The 17,567-nt window shown below is 66.3% G+C and carries 13 protein-coding genes; 7 read left to right on the forward strand and 6 right to left on the reverse strand.

The annotated features are described in order from the left end of the window. The 3 genes from PHI64_RS17105 to ftsH form a co-directional block, all read right to left on the reverse strand. Positions 1-815, reverse strand: an 815-nt coding sequence (locus PHI64_RS17105) for a glutamate/aspartate ABC transporter substrate-binding protein (RefSeq protein WP_299885264.1), incomplete at its 3' end; no start/stop codon positions are given. A 117-nt stretch (positions 816-932) separates the two neighbouring features. Next, complete coding sequence (locus tag PHI64_RS17110; protein WP_299885267.1) at positions 933-1,625, reverse strand: META domain-containing protein; 693 nt, start codon at positions 1,623-1,625, stop codon at positions 933-935. 27 nt (positions 1,626-1,652) lie between these two features. After that, positions 1,653-3,473: an ATP-dependent zinc metalloprotease FtsH gene (gene ftsH, locus PHI64_RS17115; RefSeq protein WP_299885270.1), complete on the reverse strand. Its 1,821-nt coding sequence runs from the start codon at positions 3,471-3,473 to the stop codon at positions 1,653-1,655. Positions 3,474-3,674: 201 nt separating this feature from the next. Here ftsH and prsT point away from each other — a divergent pair, with 201 nt between their 5' ends. Beyond that, positions 3,675-6,512, forward strand: a complete 2,838-nt coding sequence (gene prsT, locus PHI64_RS17120; RefSeq protein WP_299885273.1) for an XrtA/PEP-CTERM system TPR-repeat protein PrsT — start codon at positions 3,675-3,677, stop codon at positions 6,510-6,512. Positions 6,513-6,665: 153 nt separating this feature from the next. Further along, on the forward strand, positions 6,666-7,508 hold the full coding sequence (xdp1, locus tag PHI64_RS17125) for an exosortase-dependent surface protein XDP1 (RefSeq protein ID WP_299885276.1): 843 nt from the start codon (positions 6,666-6,668) through the stop codon (positions 7,506-7,508). A 226-nt stretch (positions 7,509-7,734) separates the two neighbouring features. On the opposite strand, the gene PHI64_RS17130 is transcribed toward xdp1, so the two are convergent. Further along, complete coding sequence (locus tag PHI64_RS17130; protein WP_299885279.1) at positions 7,735-9,537, reverse strand: DEAD/DEAH box helicase; 1,803 nt, start codon at positions 9,535-9,537, stop codon at positions 7,735-7,737. Positions 9,538-9,754: 217 nt separating this feature from the next. Continuing rightward, a complete protein-coding gene (locus PHI64_RS17135) occupies positions 9,755-10,162 on the reverse strand; it encodes a hypothetical protein (RefSeq protein WP_299885282.1) in 408 nt (135 codons plus the stop codon). 359 nt (positions 10,163-10,521) lie between these two features. On the opposite strand from PHI64_RS17135, the gene PHI64_RS17140 reads away from it, so the two are divergent. The 3 genes from PHI64_RS17140 to PHI64_RS17150 are packed head-to-tail and all read left to right on the forward strand — an operon-like array spanning position 10,522 to position 15,219. Beyond that, positions 10,522-12,573: a TonB-dependent receptor gene (locus tag PHI64_RS17140; RefSeq protein WP_299885285.1), complete on the forward strand. Its 2,052-nt coding sequence runs from the start codon at positions 10,522-10,524 to the stop codon at positions 12,571-12,573. Positions 12,574-12,583: 10 nt separating this feature from the next. Next, the gene (locus PHI64_RS17145) at positions 12,584-13,885 is read left to right on the forward strand and encodes an extracellular solute-binding protein (RefSeq protein ID WP_299885288.1); all 1,302 of its coding nucleotides are present in this window, start codon (positions 12,584-12,586) and stop codon (positions 13,883-13,885) included. After that, a complete protein-coding gene (locus PHI64_RS17150; RefSeq protein WP_299885291.1) occupies positions 13,882-15,219 on the forward strand; it encodes a di-heme oxidoredictase family protein in 1,338 nt (445 codons plus the stop codon). The genes PHI64_RS17145 and PHI64_RS17150 overlap by 4 nt, the downstream gene beginning before the upstream one ends. Before the next feature lie 149 nt (positions 15,220-15,368). Here the strand turns inward: PHI64_RS17150 and PHI64_RS17155 are convergent, their stop codons facing one another. Continuing rightward, on the reverse strand, positions 15,369-15,797 hold the full coding sequence (locus PHI64_RS17155) for a TOBE domain-containing protein (protein WP_299885294.1): 429 nt from the start codon (positions 15,795-15,797) through the stop codon (positions 15,369-15,371). A gap of 149 nt (positions 15,798-15,946) precedes the next feature. Here PHI64_RS17155 and PHI64_RS17160 point away from each other — a divergent pair, with 149 nt between their 5' ends. Then, entirely contained in the window at positions 15,947-16,774 is an 828-nt protein-coding gene (locus tag PHI64_RS17160; RefSeq protein WP_299885298.1) for a TOBE domain-containing protein, read from the forward strand. A gap of 35 nt (positions 16,775-16,809) precedes the next feature. Next, positions 16,810-17,565 (forward strand): molybdate ABC transporter substrate-binding protein, encoded by a 756-nt coding sequence (gene modA, locus PHI64_RS17165; RefSeq protein ID WP_299885301.1) that lies wholly within the window; start codon positions 16,810-16,812, stop codon positions 17,563-17,565. The last annotated feature ends 2 nt before the right edge of the window (positions 17,566-17,567 follow it).

The following is a 17,567-nucleotide window of genomic DNA, read 5'->3' on the forward strand; positions in this document are numbered from 1 at the left end:
GGGATGGGCTGGGTGAACCACTTCTTGTAGATGGCCTCGGCTTCGCCGGAGGTCATGGTTTTGGCGATGGCGGCATCGACGAGCTTTTTGAAACCCGGGTCGTCCTTTCTCATCATGCAGCCGTAGGCCTCGAAGCTCTGAGGCGTGCCGGTGACGGTCCAGTCGGCGGGTTTCTTGGCCTTGGCGAGCTCACCGTAGAGAAGGGCGTCATCCATCATGAAGGCGACGGCGCGGCCGGTTTCCAGGGTGAGGAAGGACTCGCCGTGGTCCTTGGCGGAGATGATGCGCATGCCCAGGCTCTTCTCCTCGTTCATCTTGCGGATGAGGCGCTCGGAGGTGGTGCCGGCGGTGGTGACCACATTCTTGCCGGCCAGGTCGGCGAAGTCCTTCACGCCGGAGTCCTTCCTGGTCATCAGACGGGTGCCGATGATGAAGAGGGTGTTGGAGAAGGCGACCTGGCGGGCGCGTTCGGCGTTATGGGTGGTGGAGCCGCACTCGATGTCGACGGTGCCGTTCTGGATGAGGGGGATGCGGTTCTGGGAGGTAACGGGGGTGAGCTTGACGGCGAGGGCGGGGAGCTTGAGCTCGGCCTTGACGGCATCGACCACCTTGAGCATGAACTCCTGGGAGTAACCGACGACCTGCTGCTTGTCATCGTAGTACGAGAATGGGATGGACGATTCCCGATGCCCCAGGGAAATGGTGCCGCTGCTCTTGATCTTGGCCAGGGTGGCAGACTCCTGGGCGATGGCCGGCTGGACGAGGCTGGCGCACAGGGCCAGGGCGGTGAAGGCGGGGATGCGGATACAGGACATGGGCAATTCCTCCGGATAAGGTCGAATGGCCACGCATGCGGGCGGGGCCGTCCGGGACAGGGCTTTGAATGCAAGCAGGGCCATTGTAGCCCCAGCTTGCGTGCGCTGCGTCTGACCTCAGCGCAGCTGTTCCGCTTCGAAGCGGGCCACGGGCAGGCCGTTGGCCAGGAGTTCGAGGCTGGTGCCGGCCTGGATGCGGTGGGTGGCGCGGGACAGGGCGTCGAGGAAGCGCGTCTCCTGCTCGGCCTGTGTGCCGGGGCAGGCCATCCGGGTGGTGGCCAGGGGCAGTACGGTGAAGCCGCTCGGCCCCCAGCCACGATATTCTCCGTTGAGGCGGTTGCAGCCGGTCGATCCGGTCAGGCGTCCCTGCTCAGGGCTGAACTGCAGGAAGGGCGGTGTTCCTGCTGCGCTTACCGGCTGGCCTTCCAGACGTACCAGCCTCCAGCGGGCGCTGCTGAGCTCGGCGTGACGAGCACAGCCCCGGCCCTGCTCGACCCGGGCAAAGCGATCTACGACCAGAACCTCTTCGCGGCCGCTGCCTTCCTGGCGGGGGCGATTTTCTATGTGCCCGAGCAGGCTGACCCACAGGGGGGCGCCGGGCTGGGCCGTGCCCGCCAGGTAGGCCCGTTCAAGCGCGGTGTTGTCGGCTTCCATGGCCACGGTCACGCGCTTGCCGGTGCGGCAGTCGGTCAGCACTCCGGTGTCGGCCAGGTGGATGTAGATCCCGTCGATGGGGCCGGACGGATTGGGGCCGGCTCCCAGGGTGGGATGGGCGGCGAGAATGAGGCTCAGGGCAAGGAAAAAGCGCACGACGGGCTCCGCTTGGGTAAGCCCGGATTATGCCTCTGTCACCCGCTCGTGGATTGCCTTCAGGTCGCTTTCGTCGAGGGTTTCCCGAAGCAGCAGATCTCGGGCGGTTTCTTCCAGCACGTCGCGGCGCTGGGTCAGGATGCTGCTGCTGCGCTCAAAGGCCTGGGCAACGATGGTGCGCACGGCGCAGTCGATCTCCCGGGCCGTCTCCTCGGAATAGTTGCGCTCCTGCGGTGGGGCGGCCTGGCCGAGAAAGTTGCCGCGATCGCTCTCGTAGGCCACGTTGCCCAGTTGGACGTCCATGCCAAAGCGCATCACGATGGAGCGGGCGATGGAGGTGACCTTCTGGAGGTCGTCGGCGGCGCCGGTGGAAACCTCGCCGAAGATCAACTGTTCGGCGGCCCGGCCGCCCAGCAGCACGGCCATTTTGTTCTCCAGTTCGGCGCGGGTCATCAGAAAGCGGTCTTCGGTGGGGCGCTGGATGGTGTAGCCCAGGGCACCAACGCCCCGCGGGATGATGCTGATCTTGTGCACCGGATCGGTGCCCGGCAGGCCCATGGCCACCAGGGCGTGGCCCATCTCGTGGTAGGCGACGACGGTGCGCTCGTGCTCGTTGAGCACCCGGTTCTTTTTCTCCAGGCCGGCAACGATGCGCTCCACCGCGACGGTGAAGTCTTCCACTGTGACCGATTCGCCGTTGCGGCGGGTGGCTACCAGCGCGGCTTCATTCACCAGGTTGGCCAGTTCGGCGCCGCTGAAGCCCGGAGTCAGGGCAGCGACCTTTTCGGCGTCCGTGTTGGCGGCGAGGGTGATCTTCTTCATGTGCACATCCAGTATGGCGATGCGGCCCTTCTTGTCGGGGCGGTCCACCAGCACCTGGCGGTCGAAGCGCCCGGCACGCAGCAGGGCTGGGTCGAGGACTTCCGGCCGGTTGGTGGCGGCGAGCAGCACCAGGCCTGAAGACGAGTCGAAGCCGTCCAGCTCGACCAGCAACTGGTTGAGCGTCTGCTCCTTTTCGTCGTGGCCGCCGCCCATGCCACCGAAGGCGCCGCGGGCACGGCCCATGGCGTCCAGCTCGTCGATGAAAATGATCGCCGGCGCCTTGGCCCGGGCCTGTTCGAACAGGTCGCGCACCCGCGCTGCACCAACGCCGACAAACATCTCGACAAACTCGGAGCCCGAGATCGAGAAGAAGGGCACGCCGGCCTCACCGGCCACCGCTTTGGCCAGCAGGGTCTTGCCGGTGCCCGGGGGGCCGACCAGCAGCACACCCTTGGGAACACGCCCGCCCAGGCGTCCGGAAGCCTTTGGGTCCTTCAGAAAGCCGACCACCTCCTTGAGCTCGTCCTTGGCTTCGTCCACGCCGGCCACGTCCTCGAAGCTCACCCCCGTATTGGCCTCCACGTAGACCTTGGCTTTGCTCTTGCCGAGGTTCATGAAGCCGCCGCCCAGCCCCTGTTTGCCGGCGAACTTCTTCATCGCGAAGATCCAGATGCCGACGAAGATCACCGCCGGGAGCACCCAGCCGAGCAGATCCTTGAGGAAGGTGTTTTCCACCACCCCGGTGAACTTCACGTCGTACTGGGCCAGGTCCTTGGCCAGGGAGGCGTCTACCCGGGTGGTGACGAACTTCTGCCGGCCATCCTGCAGGGGTTGCTTAAGGCTGCCCTGGATGGTGTTGTCGGCGATGGAAATCTCGGCCACCTCGCCGGCCTTCAGCAGGCGCTGGAATTCGCTGTAGGGCAAGGGCTCGACGGTGCGGACCTGCACCCACAGGTCGTGGAGGGTGAAGATCGCAAACAGGGCGAAGACGAAGTACCAAAGGCTGAATTGCGTTTTCTTTTCCATGATCCAGGGTCGAGGGCGGGAGCTTCCCCGCTATGTGGGGGCAGATCGCCGGGCTTCAAGAATCGGGGCGAAAATCGGTGCCTTGTGGCGGAGTGTTAAATTGTTACGGCGCGGGCGGCGCAGGATGTGGCCTTTGTCACAGGGGGGGGCAAGGCGGAGGCTCTATAACCCAAGTCATATCATCTCCCGCCTCTGTGCCCCATGCCCGCTTCCGGCCGCACCTCCTCCTTCCGGTTTTCCCGCCAGATCCTTGCCGGCCTTGTGCTGGGGGCTGCCCTCACTGCTGGCGGGGCTCATGCTGCCCGTAGCGACAGTACCCAGGCCGCCCGCTACCACGAGGACGCAGTGGCCCGTCTGGCCCGCAACGATGTCGCCGGCGCCATCATCCAGGCCCGCAACGCGGTGCAAAAGGACAGCGGCCTGCTGGCGGCCCACCTGCTGCTGGGCAAGGCCTTGCTGCGCGACGGCCAGGCCGCCGCCGCCGAAGCCGAGTTCGAGATCGCCCTGCGCCTCGGGGCCAGCATGGCCGAGGTGGCGCAGCCCTATGGCACGGCGCTGATGATGTTTGGCAACAGCGAGAAGATTCTGGCCCGCATCAAGCCAGACGGTCTGGCCCCGGCGGCCCGGGCCGAAGTGCTGGCCATGCGCGCCACCGCCTACGCCGACCAGGGCGACACAAAGGCCGCCTGGCGCACGGTGGACGAGGCGAAGGCCGCCGACCCCCGTTCCTTGGCCCCCCTGCGCGCCGAGATCGACCTTGCCTTGCGCACCCGCGATACTCCCCGTGCGCGCAAGGCCCTGGATGCCGCCGCCGCCATGGCGCCCCGCGATGCCCAGCTTTTGCACCTGCAGGGCGTGCTGCAGCAGAGCGCGGGCAATGTCAGCGCCGCGCTCGACTACTTCGCCCAGGCCTTGAAGGCAGACCCCCGCCTGCTCGACAGCATGGTGGCCCGCGCCTCCTTGCTGATCGACCTGCAGCGCCCCGACGAGGCCATGCCCGACCTGGATCGGGCCGCCGCCCTCAGCCAACGCGAGCCCCGCGTGGCCTACTTGAAGAGCCTGATCTTCGCTGCCCGCGGCGACACCGGGGCGTCCCGGGCCCAGCTTGAAGAGGTGACTCGCCTGGTGGACGCCTTGCCCGAAACCTTCCTCGCCAGCCAGCCTCCGCTGCTGATGCTCGGCGGGCTGGCCAGCCAAGCCACCGGGCGCCTCGAACGGGCTAGAGCCCTGCTTGAACTTTACCTGCTGCGCCTGCCCGACGACCCTGCCGGTCGCAAGCTGCTCGCAGGCATCTACCTGTCCAGTGGAGACACCGCTCGGGTGGGTGACCTGTTGGAGCCCATGCTGCGCTCCGGCGACGCCGACCCGCAGGTGCTTACTACCCTCGCTGCCCTGCGTATGCAGCAACGCCGTTACCGGGACGCCGCCGAGGCCTTGGAGCGTGCTGCCCGCCTGACTGGTGGTGATCCGGGCATCACCGCCCAGATGGGCTTTGCCCGGCTCGCCGGTCAGCAGGCCGACCTGGGGCTGGCGGCCCTGCGCAGCGCTTTTGACAAGGAGCCGGCCCAGCTCAAGGTGGCCGCCGCCCTGGTAACCCTCTATCTGCGCCGGGATGACCTGCGCAACGCCACCGCCGTGGCAGACACTCTGCTGCGACGCCTCCCCGCCGACGCCGCCGCCCACAACATCTCCGGTGCCGTGAAGGCCGCCGCCCATCGTCGCGCCGACGCGCGCAGCGCCTATCTCAAGGCGCTGGCGCTGCAGCCTGGGCTGGTGCCGGCACGCCTCAACCTGGCACGCCTGGATGTCGCGGAAGGGCGTCTTGACGAGGCCCGCCAGCGTCTCGCCACGCTGCTTCGGGAGGCGCCCGGCAACGTGCAGGCGCTCACCGAGATGGCGCGCCTCGAGAGCCATGCCGGCAGGCCGGCCGTGGCGCTGCCGCTGCTGGAAAAGGCCCAGGCCCTGATGCCGGGTGACACTGCGTCGGGGCTGGAGCTGCTGGCGGTCCATCAGCGCCTCGGCCAGCCGGGGGCGGCTCTTGGTCTGGCACAGAAGCTAGTGCGGGTGCGGCCCGATGATCCGACCGTGCTTGAGGCCCTTGGGCGTGCCCACCGGGCGGTGGGCGAGGGTACCCAAGCCCGGGCTGCCTTTGCCAGCCTGGCCCGGATGGTTGGGCCCGAGCCCCGCCAGCTGGTCGCGGTCGGGCAGCTCCAGCTGTCGGCTGGGGCGGCCAACGATGCCGGCGCGAGCGCCGAGAAGGCCTTGGCGGCCAAGCCCGGCTTCCCACCTGCGCTGACCCTGCAGGTAGAGGCGGAGATACTCGCCGGCAATCTGTCCCGTGCCGAAGCCCTGCAGCGTCAGCTGACAGCACGAGGGGGCAGCGAGGTTGATGCCTTGCGCCTGGCCGGTGACCTCGCCCTGGCCCGACAGCGCGCGGCCGAGGCGGTGCGCTTTTACCAGGCGGCCTTCGACAAGGCGCCCTCCACGGCCCTGGCCCTGCGCAGCTTCAATGCGGCCTTCCTGGCCGGCGAGGGCGCGCGTGGTGTGGCCGTGCTGGAAAGCTGGCTGCGTCGGCAGCCTGAGGCGCTGCAGGCCCGGGCGGCGCTGGCGGAGGGCTATTTGCGCCTGGGCCAGTTGGCTCAGGCCCGGGCTGCCTACGAAGCCTTGCTGGTCCGTGACCCGCAGAACGCGGCGGCCGCCAATAACCTGGCCCAGGTGTTGATGCGGCTTAACGACGCGGGCGCCCTGCCCATGGCCGAACGGGCCGCCCGGCTCGCCCCGGCGGATGCCAATGCCCTGGATACCCTGGGCTGGCTGCAGGCACGCAGCGGTGCCCTGGACGTCAGTCTCAAGACCCTGCGCGAGGCACGTCTGCGTGCCCCGGAATCCCGCGATGTGCGCTACCACCTGGCCTGGGTGCTGCATCGCACCGGCCGGCGTGACGAGGCCCGTAATGAGCTGCTCGCAGCCCTCAGTGCCCGGGGTGTGTTCGAAAGCCAAGCCGAAGCCGAGGTGTTGCGCCGCGAGCTGGGGGTGTGAGGAAACGTGTGTCGGGCAGCTTTACACCCCCGCCGGAAAAGGGGTGTCCTGAATAAAAAATCTGTTAATTAACAGAAATTTGTAAGAATGGTTTGAATCTTGCGTTCAATTCTTATCAAAAGCTTAAAAACGGCAATTTCATCAAGGAAAAACATGACCACTCGATTTTCTCATTCCCTGGTGGCGACCTTCCTTGCCCTGATCGGGATCACCGGCGCTCACGCCGCGACCAGCTGGAGTTTCACAGACGGTGGAAACCAGTCCGGATCGGGCGCCTTCGGAAATACGCGCACCTACACCGGCGACCTGGGCGGCAGCGTTACCCTTTCGGCCTGGTCGAACACCAAGAACAGTGCCACCGGCACCCAGAACGCCTACATCGAAAGTGCCTACCTGGGGGCTTACAGCGGCGGTCTCGGGGTGACCAACCGGGATGCAGGTACGGCCGGTGACACCAACGAGGGCACCATCCAGAACTCCACCTCCCCCGGGCATACGATGGACAACGATCAGCGCTTCGACTCGATGTTGTTCGACTTCGGGGCTGGTGCGTCGGTCACCCTTAAGACCGTAACGGTGGGGTGGTGGAAGACCGACGCTGACATGACGGTGCTGGCCTATACCGGCACCGGCAAGCCGACCTTCCTGTCAGCCAACGTCGGCTATTCAACCCTGCTGTCTAACGGCTGGAGCGTGGTGAAGGCATCGAATTCTGCGCATTACACCAACGCAGCCAATGGTGGTGTGTCCCAGTCCACCAATGCCTTGGGTTACAAGCCCCTGGCCGTGAATGACCTGAACATCAGCTCCCGCTACTGGCTGGTGGGTGCCTTGAACACCCTGGTGCAGTCCCTGCCCAGTGCAGATACGAGCAAGGATTTCATCAAGATCGCCGGTGTGACCGGTGAATTTGGGCGGGTGCCCGAGCCGACCAGCGCCGTGCTGGCTGGTGGCGGCCTGCTTGGCTTGCTGGCCCTGCGCCGGCGCAGGAGCTGACCGGCAGGTCAGCCTGTGCCTCGCGAGAGCACGGCAGCTTTGTACGGCACCTTCGGGTGCCGTTTTCTTTGGGTGGCCTGTCATGAGGACCCTCCCGCCGCGGTTGATGTATCCGGAGGGCGCTGTTTGCTTCGTTCGTCGGATGGCACCGGGCCGGGGAGAGAGGCGGGGCGGATGAAATGAAAAACGCCCCGGGTGGGGCGTCTTCGTGGGGGCTGTGTTGTGCTCAGCCGCGATTACCGTTGCCGTTACCCCGCGGGGTGAACAGGGCTGCCGGCTTCACGTCCCCCGCCTTGCGGCCGGTAAGGGTGACGACCGGACGTGTCGCCTCGTCCAGCGCGGCAGGGGTGCCGCGGTTGGGGTTGCCGCCTTTGAAACCCTGGCCCTGGTTGCCGCCCCGCGAGCCCTGGCCAGTGGGTTTCCCGCCACCGAAGCCCCGGTTGGGCTTGTCGAAACCGCCGCCGTTGCCATGGCGGTGGCCGCCGCCGGCTTCCGGATCCCGATAGTTGGAGCGGGCCCGGGGCTGGTAGTCCACCCGGTTGCCGAAATCGTCATCCAGCGGCTGACCGTCGGACTGGCGGGCCGGGCGCTGGGGTTTGGGGCCCTGGCTGGGGCGCTGCAACTTGGCCGGACGGGCAGGCTGGGCTTGGTTGCCTTCGCCGCGAGCAGTCTGTCCCTGTCCCTTGCCTTGACCCTGACCACCGCCCTGGCCCTTGGGCTTGCCCTGGCGTTGTCCTTGCCCTTGGCCCTGCTTCTGGCCCTGGGCGCCACCCTGGCCCTGCCGGGTGCGGCCGCCATTATGGGAGCCGCGGGGTTCGCGGGGCGGGCGCTCGTCGGTGTCGGGGGGCGCGGCGGAGGGAACGAAGTCGGGCACTTCCACCTTGTCGATGAGGCGCTTCATCAGGCGCTCGATGTCCTTCAGCAGGGGCAGCTCTTCCCGGTCGACCAGTGAGACGGCGGCGCCGGAGGCGCCAGCGCGACCGGTGCGGCCGATGCGGTGCACGTAGTCTTCCGAGACATTGGGCAGTTCGAAGTTAACCACCTGGGGCAGCTGATCGATGTCCAGGCCGCGGGCGGCGATATCGGTGGCGACCAGCACCTGCAGCTTGGCGTCCTTGAAGTCGGCGAGGGCACGGGTGCGGGCCGACTGGCTCTTGTTGCCGTGGATGGCGGCCGACGGAATATCATGCTTGCCCAGGTACTCAGCCAGCTTGTTGGCGCCGTGTTTGGTGCGGGTGAATACCAGCACCTGGAACCACTGGTGCTTCTTGATCAGGAAGGCGAGCAGCTCGCGCTTCACCTTTTGCGGGCACAGGTGCACCGACTGGGTGACCAGCTCGGAGGCGGTGTTGCGGCGGGCGACCTCGACAAAGCCGGGGTTGTGCAGCAGGCCGTCGGCGAGGGCCTTGATCTCGTCGGAGAAGGTGGCCGAGAACAGCAGGTTCTGGCGCTTCTTGGGCAGCAGGGCAAGGATTTTCTTGATGTCGCGGATGAAGCCCATGTCGAGCATGCGGTCGGCTTCGTCCAGGACCAGGATCTCCACGCCGGAGAGGTCGATGGTCTTCTGGGTGCAGTGGTCGAGCAGGCGGCCAGGGGTGGATACGAGGATGTCCACCTTTTTCTTGAGCTTGGCGATCTGCGGGTTGATGGCGACGCCGCCAAACATGACCATGGAAGTCAGGGGCAGGTGCTTGCCGTAGGTCTGGACCGATTCCTCGACCTGGGCGGCGAGTTCGCGCGTCGGGGTCAGGATCAGGCAGCGGGGGCGGCCAGGCTTGATGTTGTGGGCGTGTTCTTCAGCGAGGAGGTGCAGGATCGGCAGTGTGAAGCCGGCGGTCTTGCCGGTGCCGGTCTGGGCGGCTGCCATCAGGTCGCCACCGGCGAGCACCTGGGGAATGGCCTGAGCCTGGATGGGAGTCGGCGCGGTGTAACCGGTGTCGGCAATGGCGCGCTGGATGGGCTCGCACAGGGCGAGGTCGGCAAACGTGATCGCAACCGGCGCCTGGGCGCCGGATTGGGCTTGAGTCATGGGTATGTCTGCTCCTGCGACGGCCTGAACGCTCACGGGGAGCGGCACCAATCGGGGCGGGCGCAACGAGATTTCGGGATCGCTGGGATCGGTCGAAACTGATGAAAGAGGGTGCCGGTACGCTGATTGGCAGGCGCACGGTGCCCGAATTGTACGGGGTTGGCGGCGGTTGTGTTGACTTTTTTGCCCGGGCGTGGGGTCTGTTCCCAGGGCGGCGTCAGCGGGGCATGAAGGGACTCAGGGAGAAAAAGCCCCGCGCCTTTGCTTGCTCCCCATGGTGAATGATGATGCGGTGGATCAGCCAGCGTCCGTCGCGCAGGCGCCAGGCGCGTACGGTTTCGGCATAGGTCAGTGGCCCGCTGTGGCCCGGGCGGGGCGGGGCTGAGTCGTCTTCGAGTACGTAGCGGAACGCGCAGTAGCAGGGCTGTTCGTCTTCGTCCCGGCCAAGGATGCGTGCCGCCTTGACCAGGTATTCCTTGTAGTGGTCGAAGTACAGCGGTGCAATCACCTGATCGCGCCATTCGGGGGGCAGGCCTTCGCTCCAGCGGATGGCCCCTTCCGGACGGCGGACGTGCCCCGGTTTGATGTCGAAATACGGGTGTGTGTCGTGCCCGTCGTGCTGCATGATGCGCCCCTCTTTGCAATTCGATGTATAGATTGGTATATATCGATATAAGCATAGGGCGTGCCTGTTGAGTTCTCGGTCCGCCAGGTTTTGGCGCCGTGTCTTCTGGCACTTTTTTTGGCGCCCATGGGCCGAGGCGTGTGTGTGCAATGAGCCCGGGGTATGTATGAAATCCTTCATTTTGTAGGTTTTCGAACATCGATATGTAGATCTTTATATAGCTGTTTCAGGGTTGGTCGGCGCTTTGCCTTTGTGCTGGCAGATTGGCCGGAGCGGGCATGCGGGTTGCTAATCCGGGATTGGTGATGTTCTTCGATATGTAGTGGCCAATACAGGCGATGCCTGGTTTCGGGGGGGTGATGGAGCGACTGATTTGCAGGTGGATGGTGGGCGGGGTGTCGGTGCTGGCCATCGGCAGTGCCGGGGCGGAGCAGGGGGTTTTTGAACTGGGTACGGTGGAAGTGGTGGGCAGTCCGCTGCCCTCTCCCGACCCGGCCGAGTCGGTGGTCAAGGCGGACGACCTGCGGCGCTTCAACCGGGATACGCTGGGGGCGGCAGTGGTGCTCATGCCAGGGATGAATCTGTCGCGCAACAGCCGCAATGAGGACATCGTGTACCTGCGCGGCTTCGATGTGCGCCAGGTGCCCCTGTTCATCGATGGCATCCCGGCCTATGTGCCCTATGACGGCTATGTGGACTTCGGTCGTTTCACCACCTTCGACCTGGGCGAGATTCGGGTCGCCAAGGGCGCGGCCTCGCTGCTTTACGGCCCCAACACCCTGGGCGGAGCGATCAACCTGGTGAGTCGCAAGCCGCGCACAGGGCTGGAGGGTGACCTCAAAGCCGGCGTCGGCAGCGGCGGGCTGCAAACCTACGCTGTCAATGTGGGCAGCAATCAGGGGCCTTGGTATTTCCAGCTGGGGGCCAGCTACACCGACCGCAAGTGGACCCCGCTCTCCAGTGACTACCGGCCTCGCAGCATTCCCACCAGCGCCACCAATCCGGCGCGTAACGTGCTGGAAAACGGTGGTCATCGGGAAAACTCCTACTCCTCCGATGCGCGTCTGTCCCTGAAGATCGGGCTGACCCCCAACGCCACCGACGAGTACGCGGTGGGCTACGTGAAGCAGGAGGGGCGCAAGGGTAATCCGCCCTATGCCGGCGATGCGCCAGGCCAGTACCTCAACATCGGCGGCGGCGCCAACAGTCGCTTCTGGCGCTGGCCGTACTGGAACCTGGAAAGCACTTACTTCATCGGCAACATTGCCTTGGGGCGCGAGCACATGCTCAAGGCACGGGTGTACCAGGACAACTACGACAACAAGATTCAGGCCTACACCAACGGGCGTTACACCACCCAGATCTCCAACACCACCAACTTCCCGAGCTGGTACAGCGACACCACCACCGGCGCTTCGGTGGAGCTGGCCAGCTTCGCCTTCAAGGGGCATGAGCTGGCGGTGGCTGCCCACTACAAGGAAGACAAGCACGCGGACAACGGCCTCGGCGGCACCAAGAACTACCGGGACGTGACCACCTCCCTGGCCGTCGAGGACAGCATCCAGTTGTCGGAACGCTGGCGCATGCGCCTGGGCTTCAGCCACGACAAGCGCGATGCCCGCGAGGTGTATTACTGGCCGGTCGGCTCCACCTCGGGCAGCAACTGGCTGGTAGAAGTGGCCCGCAGCCTGGACGGCGGTCATGAGGCCTATGCCAGCGCGGCGCGCAAGACGCGCTTTCCGACCATCAAGGACCGTTACTCGGCTCGTCTGGGCGGTGCCCTGCCCAATCCCGATCTGAAGCCAGAGGAATCCCTGAATCTTGAGTTCGGCCTGAAGGGGCGGCCCTGGGCCGGCGCCCGCGGGCACGCCGCCGTGTTCTACAGCCGCATCGACAACCTGATGCAGTCCATGAACATCGTGCCGGTGTCCCTGTGCAACCAGCCCGGCCTGTCGGCCGCCACGTCGTGCACCCAGTTGCAGAACATCGCCGAGGCACGCCATGCCGGCGTCGAGCTGTCCATCGACCAGGACCTGGGGCGTGGCTGGCAGGTGGGCGGCAACTACACCTACCTGGATCGGGACAACCGCAGCTCCGACAAGCCTCTCACCGACACGCCGGGTAACCGCCTCTTTGCCTACGCCAGCTGGAGGCCGGCTGACCGCTGGGAGCTGCTTGGTTCGGCCGAGGCCGAGAACGGCCGGATGGTGGCCTACGGCAGCGGTAATGCGGCGAGCTATGTGAAGCTCTCCGGCTACGCCCTGGCCAACCTCAAGGTGGTTTACAAGCCCGCCCCCAGCCTGGCCATCGAGGGTGGCGCCAGCAACATCCTGGACGCCAACTATGCCCTGGCCGACGGCTACCCCATGCCGGGCCGGATGTGGTTTGCCAACGCCCGTTACGCCTTCTGAGGAGATTGTCATGGCGGATCGATTCACGCCCTCGCGCCGGGCCTTCCTGCGGGGTGTCGGTGCCTTGGTTGCAGCTGGCGTCACTGCGCCGCTGGAGGCTGCGGTACGTCGCGACGTGGTGGTGCTCACTGCCTATCCGGATGCAGTGGTGTCGCGCTTCGAGGCCGCTTTCGAGAAAGCCTGGCCGCGCTACCGCCTGCGCATCGTGTGGCGCATGCCCCACGATGCGCTGCCCTATCTGCGCCAGCCGGGGCAGGGCGGGGTGGATGTGTACTGGAGCGCCTCGCCCCGGACCTTCACCCAGCTCAAGGCCGAGCAGGCCCTGCGCAAATTGCCGGTCAGCCTGGCCGGGCTGCCGGGGCGGGTGGGCAACAGCGTGATCGACGATCCGGACGGCTACTTTGCCGCGTCGGAAGTGGCGGGCTACGGCTTTGCGGTCAATCCCGGCTACCTGGCTCGTCACGGCCTGCCCGTGCCGGCGGACTGGAGTGACCTGGCCCAGCCGGCCTATGCCGGGCACCTGCTGGTGCCGGACCCGGTGGAAGTGGGCTTTGCGCCGGTGCTGGTGGACATCCCCCTGCAGGCCTACGGCTGGGACAACGGCTGGGCCCTGTGGAGCGCCATTGCCGCCAACGCGCGCTTTGTCGGGCGCGGTGGCAGCTTCGTGTCCGACGAGCTGGGGGCTGGGCGCCAGGGGGTGGGGCTGTCCATCGACTTTTTCGTGGCTTCGGCCATCGCCAACGGTGCGCCCCTGCAGTTTGTCTATCCGCGCCAGGGCGGCGTCAATCCGGCCCATGTGGCGGTGACGGCGGCCAGCCCCAACCCGGAAGGCGCCAAGGCCTTCGTCAGCTTTGTGTTGTCAGAGGCCGGGCAGCGCCTCCTGACCCATCCGGACATCCGCAAGCTGCCGGTGCGCCCTGCCGTGTATGCGGGCCTTCCGGCAGACCATCACAACCCCTTCGCGGTGGCCGCTCAGGGCGGCTATCGCTACGACAACGGGCGCGGCAGGGGGCGGGCGGCACCCGTGGCTGCGGCCTTCGGGCAGGCCTTGGTGCAGCGCCGGGCCGTGCTGGCGCCGCTGTGGCAGAAGCTGCGCGCCGCCGACGCCGCGACGTGGGCGAAGGTCTGGCCACTGCTCTCCGCTCCGCCGTGCAAGGAGTCCGAGGTGGATGACCTGGCCGTGCAGCAGGCCTTCTTCACGCGCCGTGATGACCCGGCCGCGGAGGCCAGGGCGGCCGAGCTGGAGGCGGGGTGGGCTGCGGCGGCCAGGGCGCGCCATGCTCAGGCGGCCCAGTTGCTGGGGGTGGCATGATCCGGTGGGGCGCGGTCGGGCTGATCCTCGCCTGCCTGTTTCCGGTGGCAGGGATATGCGCGGGGGAGATGTCGGGCGTGCCGGCGGTGGACGCCGGGCGAGACGCCTTTCTGCGCCCTGTCGCCGGTCTGGACGAGGACGAGCGGGAGCGCTTTTTCCGCGGGCGCGCCCTGTTCAACCAGAGCTGGGTGGTGGCACCGGCCAGGGACGATCGGGTGGACGGCCTGGGGCCCCTCTACAACCGTCTGGCCTGCGTGTCCTGCCATGCCCGCAATGGCCGGGGGGTGCCGCCCGAATCGCCGGGCGAGCGCATGCAGTCCATGTTGCTGCGGCTGTCGGTGCCAGGCCGGCCGGCGGAGGGCGGGGTGCGCCCCCATCCGGCTTACGGCGAGCAATTCAACGAAGAAGCCATCCCCGGAGTGCCGCCGGAGGGGCGGGCGGTGCTGCGCTGGGTGGAGTCTCGTCGGCGTTTGGCCGATGGAACGCTGGTCCGCCTGCGCCAGCCACGAATCACTTTCCGGGAACTGGGTTACGGCCCCCTGGGGCGGGTGCTCGTGTCGCCCAGGGTGGGGCAGCAGGTGGTGGGTATGGGGCTGCTCGACGCCGTCCCGGTGGCAACCCTGGAGGCGCTTGCCGCCGAGAGGCGGCCGGATGGGGTCAAGGGGCAGCTCAACCGGCTGGCGGGCGGTGTGCCGGGCCGCTTCGGCCACAAGGCCAACATGCCGGACCTGCGGGCGCAGATCGCTGGCGCTTTCCTGGGCGATCTCGGCATCACCTCGCCCCTGCATCCCCAGGAGAATTGTCAGCCGGTGCAGAGGGCCTGCCGTCAGGCGCCGGATGGCGGCCGGCCAGAGCTGGGGGCGGCAGAGCTGGACGACGTGGAGTTCTATCTCGCCCATTTGGCTGTGCCGGCGCGGCGCGACGAGGATGTGCCGGCGGTACGCCGGGGTGAGGCGCTGTTCTCGGCGGTCGGGTGTGCGGGCTGCCATCGACCGCAACTCCGCACCGGAGACAGCCCGCGCTTCCCACGTCTGGCGGGGCTTACGATTGCGCCTTACTCTGACCTGCTCCTCCATGACATGGGGCCGGGGCTGGGCGACGGGCGTCCGGACTTCCAGGCCTCGGGCCGGGCGTGGCGGACGCCGCCCCTGTGGGGGATTGGGCTGACACGGACGGTGAGCGAAGTGGAGCGCTATCTCCACGACGGCCGAGCCCGCAGCCTGACTGAAGCGATTCTGTGGCACGACGGTGAGGCCCGCCGTGCCCGCCAGCGCTTTGAGCGTATGGGGCGGGCGGAGCGCGATGCGCTGCTTGCCTTCGTGAAAAGCCTGTGAATTCCCCCGTCAGCCCGCCCGGTGTGCAGAATTGCTGCGGTTCGCTATATACATGTGCATATAAATTGGCGGGCTATGGAGGGGATGAACCACCTGTGGCCTGTCATCCCGGCTTGGGAGGCGGCATGGATGAGGGCGGGAGCAGTGGTTCAGGTGGCAACGCCGATGATTACCGATGGGGCCTTGAAGACGGCTGTGGCCGGTACGCCTACCTTCAGCCCGAGGGCCGTCGCGCCGTCACGGGTGATGGTGGCATACACGGTCAGGCCGTTGGGGAGCGCGATCGCCACTTCGGTGTTGACCGGGCCTTCCGTCAGGGCGCTCACCATGCCGTCGAGACGGTTGCGGGCCGACAGCCGGACCCTGTCCCCCTCGGTGAGAACCAGTACGGACGAGGCTTTGATCAGGGCCTTGACGGCCTTTCCGGCCACCAGTCCGAGTTCGGCGACGCTGTCGTTGGTGACCGTGGCGACGATCTGCAGGCCGCCCGGAAGGGCAATGCCTACTTCGGAATTTATGGCGCCGGGTTTGACGGTGTGGACCTTGCCGTCGAAGACATTACGGGCACTGATTTTCATCGAGAGGCTCCTGGTTTGATGGATGGCGTGCTTTCACTCTACGCAGGGACATCCCCGCTCTGCAACCATAGCGCAGTGCAGCATTTGTGGCCCGCTATTTGCTGAAGTAAAGTACGTTACGTTGTGTAGCTATCTATATAGGTGTATTGATGACGATCCGGCGTCCGGTTCAGCACAAGCTTGTCGGAAAGCTGACAGTCGATACCGAGTTTGGCACTTTCCTGGGTGACACCCGGATTCGCCTGCTCGAAGCGATCGACCGTTATGGCTCCATCTCCCAGGCGGCGAAGGCCGTGCCCCTGTCCTACAAAGCGGCGTGGGATGCCGTGGACGCCATGAACAACCTGGCCGAGGCGCCCCTGGTGGAACGTTCCGTGGGCGGCAAGCACGGGGGCGGCACCAGCCTCACCGACTACGGGCGGCGGGTGATCGCCATGTACCGGGCGGTGGAGCAGGAATACCAGCAGGCCATCGACCGCCTGTCGTCGCGGCTGGGCGAGGGGGGCGAGACCAATGTGCGCCAGTTTCAGACCCTGCTCCGGCGCATGTCCATGCGCACCAGCGCGCGCAACCAGTTCGTGGGCACGGTGTCGGGGCTGCGCGAAGGAGAGGTCAGCTTCGAAGTGCGTGTGCGCCTGGATGACGCCAACGAGGTGGTGGCGGTGATCACCCGGGCCAGCGCCGAGAACCTGGAACTGGGCATTGGTCGCGAGGTGCACGCCTTCGTCAAGGCGCCCTCGGTGCTGATCATCACCGACCCCCAGACCCGTACCACCGCCCGCAATCATCTGTGGGGCGAGGTCACCGCCATCCACGAGGGGCCGGTGAGCTCCGAGGTGACCATCACCCTGCCCAGCGGCCGCAACATCACTTCGGTGGTGACCCACGACAGCATCGGCAACCTGGATCTCCAGGTGGGCAGCATGGCCTGCGCGGTCTTCCAGGCCACCTCGGTGATTCTTGCCGTCTTTGACTGAGCTGTTTTCTACCTACTTTTTTTCGGAGCTGCACCATGAAACCCGTCGTTCGACGTCTTGCCCTTTTTGCCCTGCTTGCCGGTGCCACCCTTACGGCTCGTGCCGAGGAGGTTTCGGTGGCCGTGGCCGCCAACTTTACCGCGCCGATGCAGAAGATCGCCGTGGAGTTCGAGAAGGCCACTGGTCACAAGGCCCAACTGATCTTCGGCTCTACTGGCAAGTTCTACGCCCAGATCAAGTCCGGGGCGCCCTTCCAGCTGCTGCTGGCGGCTGATGATGAAACGCCGACGAAGCTGGTGAAGGAGGGCGACGGTGTGGCTGGCAGCCAGTTCACCTACGCCATCGGCAAGCTCGTGCTGTGGTCGCCGAAGCCGGGTTTTGTGGACGACAAGGGCGAAGTGCTCAAGAACGGCAAGTTCGAGCACCTGTCCATCGCCAACCCCAAACTGGCACCCTACGGCCTGGCCGCCACCGAGACGCTCAAGGCGCTTGGCATGGCAGACAGCCTTCGGTCCAAGATCGTCATGGGTGAGAGCATCACCCAGGCCCAGCAATTCGTCACCTCGGGCAGCGCCGAGCTGGGTTTCATCGCGTTTTCCCAGATCCACAAGGACGGCAAGCTGATTGATGGCTCCTACTGGCTGGTGCCCGCCCGCCACTACACTCAGATCCGGCAGGACGCGGTGGTACTTGCCCGGGGCAAGGGCAATGCGGCAGTGGAGGCGCTGGCGGGCTTCCTCAGATCGAAGACTGCCGCCGACATCATCAAGTCTTACGGCTACGATCTCTGAGC

It is taken from the genome of Zoogloea sp., assembly GCF_028689785.1.
In the GTDB taxonomy this organism is placed as follows: domain Bacteria; phylum Pseudomonadota; class Gammaproteobacteria; order Burkholderiales; family Rhodocyclaceae; genus Zoogloea.